Consider the following 4,612-nt stretch of genomic DNA (forward strand, 5'->3'; position numbering starts at 1 on the left):
GCCCAGCTCCCCGGCCGCCCGCCCGTCGTCGACATGGCCACCTGGCAGGCGACCCGCGACGAGCTGCTGCGCCGCGAGAAGGCCCACACGCACGAGGGCGACGCCATCGCCGCGGCCCGCCGCCGGCTGCCGATGGTGGAGTTCGACGGGACGGTCGAGGTCGTCGGACCCGACGGCCCGGTCCCGTTCCTGGACCTGTTCCAGGGACGCGACGAGCTCGTGCTGTACAAGCACATGTGGTACCACGGCGCACCGCCCCAGGGGCAGTGCGAGGGCTGCACCACGACGGCCTGGCACCTGAAGGACGCCGTCTACCTCAACGCCCGCGGCGTCTCGTTCGCCGTGGTGACCACGGGCCGGTGGGACGAGGTGGCCGACTTCGTCGAGTTCATGGGCTACACCCAGCCCTGGTACTCGGTGCACGGCGTGGACGAGCCGGTCGGCGGGAGCATGGGGTACCTCGCCTCCTACCTCCGGGACGGGGACCGCACCTTCCTCACCTACTCCACGACCGGCCGTGGCACCGAGCGCGCCAACAGCTCCATGGGGCTGCTGGACATGACTCCCTACGGCCGCGGCGAGGCGTGGGAGGACAAGCCCGAGGGCCGGCCCGAGGGACACGAGCCGTGCTGGTACTGGCGCACGGACGCCCAGGGCAACGCCACCTGGGGGCCGACCAGCCGCCCCGTGCCGCAGTGGACCCGACCCGGCGCTACCCCGGTCCGTACCCTCGGCCGGCACGGCCCCCACCACTGACCCGACCGCGGGACCGCCGTCGCGGGGGGCTCACCGCTCAGGAGGACTCGCGCACCACCAGCTCGGTCGGCAGCGTCACCTGCTGCCGCTGCGCGCCGGCGTCGGCGATCTCGGCCAGCAGGATACGGGCCATCATCCGGCCCACCTCCTCCACCGGCTGTCGCACCGTCGACAGCGGCGGATTGGTGTGCCGGGCGAGAACGGAGTCCTCGAACCCCACCACCGCGACGTCGTGCGGCACCCGGTGCCCCTGGTCCCGCAACTCGGCCAGCGCACCCACGGCCATCAGGTCGGAAGCGGCGAAGACGGCGTCGAGATCCGGTGCACGTTCAAGAAGCGAACGCATCGCCCGGCGGCCGCCCTCCTCGGAGAAGTCCCCGGGCTCCACCAGCGACTCGTCGGCCCGGCGCCCCGCCAGCTCGTGGGCGCGGCGCCAGCCGGCGAGCCGGGAGCGGCCCACGTCCATGTCCAGGTCTCCGGTGATCGTCGCGACGCGGTCGCGGCCGCCGCTCAGCAGGTGCTCGACCGCCGCGGTCGCGCCCCCGATGTTGTCCGAGGTGACGTGGCTCAGCCGCTCGTCCTCCCCGCGGCGGCCGGCCAGGACGGTGGGCAGGCCCATCTCTTCCAGCATGGCGGCCACCCGCTCCTGGGCCCGCACCGAGACCAGCAGCACCCCGTCCACACGTCGCGTGGCGATCGAGGCGGTCAACTGGTCCCGCTCCAACTGGTCGCGGACCAGCACGAGTTGCAGCTGGGTCCGGGTCTCGGTCAGGACTCCGCTGACGCCGCGGATCAATGCCGCGAAGAACGGTTCCGACCCCAGCCGGCTCTCCGACTCGGGGATCACCAGGGCCACCGCCTCGGTCCGGCTGGTCACCAGGCCCCGGGCGACGGAGTTCGGAACGTAGTTGAGCTCCTTGATCGCTCGCAGCACCCTCTCCCGCGCGTCGGAGCTGACCAGTTCCGAGCCGTTGAGGACGCGGGAGACCGTCGTCCGCCCCACTCCGGCTCGGGCGGCGACGGTCTTGATCGTGGGCGGACGGCCCTCTGACATGCGGTTCTCCCTCGGTGGCCGCGGCGAGGGCCACGGACATGATCGCCGCAATTGTGGCAGACGCCGAGCCGTTCCCGGCCCCGGGGAGCGCACGCCGGTGTGAACGGCACGACGGGTTCCGGAAACAAGTTGGTTTCACGTTATTGACATGCGCCCCCGGTTGGCACGAGTGTTCCATCCGTCGGTGGGAACGTTCCCACCCCGCGTTGGGAACGTTCCCACCCGGTGAATCGGCACGTTCCTCCTGGATCGTCCCACTTGCTGTGGTTCTTACAGGACTCGTAACTCCGGTGCGTCAGCGCCGTCGCTTGGAGGAAAGAAACATGACCACTGTTCACACGTCCGCACGGACGAGGGCGGTCGCGCTCGTCGCGGCGGTCAGCGCCATCTCGCTCCTCGCCGGCTGCAGCGACAGCGATGAGTCCGTCACCGGCGGCGGCAAGAAGGACGGCAAGGTCATCATCACCATGGGCATGTACGGGGTGATGGGCTTCAAGGAGACCGGCCTCCTCGAGCAGTACGAGAAGGAGAACCCGAACGTCGACATCCGCGCCGAGGTGGCCGGCGACGAGCAGACCTACTACACCGCCCTGCAGACCAAGCTCGCCGCGGGCAAGGGCCTCAAGGACATCCAGGGCATCGAGATCGGCCGTGCCAAGGAGGTGGTCGACACCCAGGCCACGAAGTTCGCGGACTTCAAGGGAATGGCGGGCACCGACCACTTCCTGCCCTGGAAGCAGGCCCAGATCACCACCAAGGACGGCAAGGTCCTCGGCCTGGGCACCGACATCGGCCCGATGGCCGTCTGCTACCGCAAGGACCACTTCGAGGCCGCCGGTCTGCCCACCGACCGCGAAGAGGTCGCCAAGCTGTGGGAAGGCGACTGGAAGAAGTTCGTCGAGGTCGGCAAGGACTTCAAGAAGAACTTCAAGGGCGGCAAGGTCTCCTACCTGGACGCCTCCAGCGGCCTGTTCAACGCCATGATCTACGGCCACTCGGAGCAGTTCTACAACGAGCAGGGCGACCTGATCTACAAGGACAACCCGGTCATCAAGGAGGCGTGGGACCTCGCGGCCGACGCCGCCGAGGCCGGCCTGTCCGCCAAGCTGCGCCAGTTCCAGCCGGGCTGGGACCCGGGTCTGTCCAACGGCACCTTCGCCACCACCGTGTGCCCGGCCTGGATGCTCGGCCACATCGGCGAGAAGGCCGGTGACAAGAACAAGGGCAAGTGGGACGTCGCCAAGGCCCCCAAGGGCGCCAACTGGGGCGGCTCCTTCCTCGGCGTGGTCGAGCAGAGCCCGGTGAAGGAGGAGGCCAAGAAGCTCGTCGCCTGGCTGACCGCGCCGGAGCAGCAGGCCCACATCTTCAAGAAGCAGGGCAGCGTGCCGTCCTCCCAGGTCGCGCTCGAGGACCCGGCCGTCAAGGACAGCACCTCCGAGTACTTCAGCAACGCCCCGATCGGCCAGATCTTCGGCCAGGCCGCCCAGGAGATCCCGGACAAGCAGGTCCTCGGCCGTAAGGACGGCACCATCAAGGACACCTTCTCCCAGGGCCTGACCCTGGTGGAGCAGGGGACCGCGCGTGCCAAGGCGTGGGAGACCACCTCGGAGCGCATCGAGAAGGCGGTCGGCTGACCGACGCTCCTCCCGGCCGCCCCGGGCCCGCCGGCCACAAGCCGGCGGGCCCGGAGCCCGGCTCGTACATCTGCTCTCAGGAAGGAAGTCCGGTGGCCACCTCCACCACCAAGGCCCAGACCGGCGAGGGACGCGAAGGTCCTGCTCCGAAGCCCGGCTCCGACGGCCGGCGCCGTCGCGGCGCCCTGCTCCACCGGCTGGACATCAAGGGCGCGCCCTACGCGTTCGTCGCGCCGTTCTTCGTCGTGTTCGCGGCGTTCAGCTTCTACCCGCTCGTGTACACCTCCTGGATCTCCCTGCACCGGGTGGAGCTGGCCACTCTGGACATCATGGAGTGGGTCGCGTTCGACAACTACGTGGCGCTCTGGAGCGACTCGCGGTTCTGGAACGCGCTGGGCAACACCATCACCATCGGCATCCTCTCCACGGTGCCGCAGCTGCTGATGGCCCTGGGCCTCGCGCACCTGCTCAACTTCAAGATGCGCGGCTCGCTGTTCTTCCGCGTCGCCTCGCTCGTGCCGTACGCCACCTCGGTCGGCGCCGCCGCCCTGGTGTTCACCATGCTCTTCGAGCGTGACTTCGGCATGATCAACTGGGCGCTCGGCTCGGTCGGCATCGACCCGGTGAACTGGGAGTCCGACAAGTGGCCCGCCCAGTTCGCGATCTCCACGATCGTCATCTGGCGCTGGACCGGCTACAACGCGCTGCTCTACCTGGCCGCCATGCAGGCCATCCCCGTCGAGCGCTACGAGGCCGCCGGCATCGACGGCGCCTCCCGCTGGCAGCAGTTCATCCACGTCACGGTGCCGGGGATCCGCTCCACGGTGGTCTTCACCATCGTGCTGTCCACCATCGGCGCGACCCAGCTCTTCGGCGAGCCGCTGATCTTCGGCCAGGGCCCCAACGGCATCACCGGCGGCGCGGACAACCAGTACCAGACGCTGGGACTCCTCCTCTACGAGGAGGGCTGGAAGAACTACCAGATGGGCCGCTCCGCGACCGTCGCCTGGGCGATGTTCCTGCTCCTCATCATCGTCTTCGTGGCCCAGGCACTGATCAAGCGCCTGCGCTCCCGCACGTCCTGACCAGGAGACTCCATGACCACAGAAAGCCTCTCGGTCCGGACGAACGCACCGGCCGGGACCACCACCCCGGTGAAGCCCCCCAC

General features: G+C 69.4%; 4 protein-coding genes. 3 read left to right on the top strand and 1 reads right to left on the bottom strand.

The features are described from left to right. Positions 1 to 756 (top strand): DUF899 family protein (locus tag ACOV8S_RS09475; RefSeq protein WP_448317262.1); only part of this gene is annotated, 756 nt, incomplete at its 5' end. 37 nt (positions 757 to 793) lie between these two features. Here the strand turns inward: ACOV8S_RS09475 and ACOV8S_RS09480 are convergent. Next, complete coding sequence (locus tag ACOV8S_RS09480) at positions 794 to 1,810, bottom strand: LacI family DNA-binding transcriptional regulator (RefSeq protein WP_448317263.1); 1,017 nt, start codon at positions 1,808 to 1,810, stop codon at positions 794 to 796. A gap of 323 nt (positions 1,811 to 2,133) precedes the next feature. Between ACOV8S_RS09480 and ACOV8S_RS09485 the strand changes: the two genes are divergently transcribed. Both ACOV8S_RS09485 and ACOV8S_RS09490 read left to right on the top strand, forming a co-directional pair. Continuing rightward, positions 2,134 to 3,444, top strand: a complete 1,311-nt coding sequence (locus tag ACOV8S_RS09485; RefSeq protein WP_448317264.1) for an ABC transporter substrate-binding protein — start codon at positions 2,134 to 2,136, stop codon at positions 3,442 to 3,444. Positions 3,445 to 3,536: 92 nt separating this feature from the next. Then, positions 3,537 to 4,529 carry a carbohydrate ABC transporter permease gene (locus ACOV8S_RS09490; RefSeq protein ID WP_448317265.1) on the top strand — a complete coding sequence of 331 codons (993 nt, stop codon included), beginning with the start codon at positions 3,537 to 3,539 and terminating at the stop codon, positions 4,527 to 4,529. Positions 4,530 to 4,612: the final 83 nt, after the last annotated feature.

Source organism: Streptomyces sp. CO7 (genome assembly GCF_053474865.1).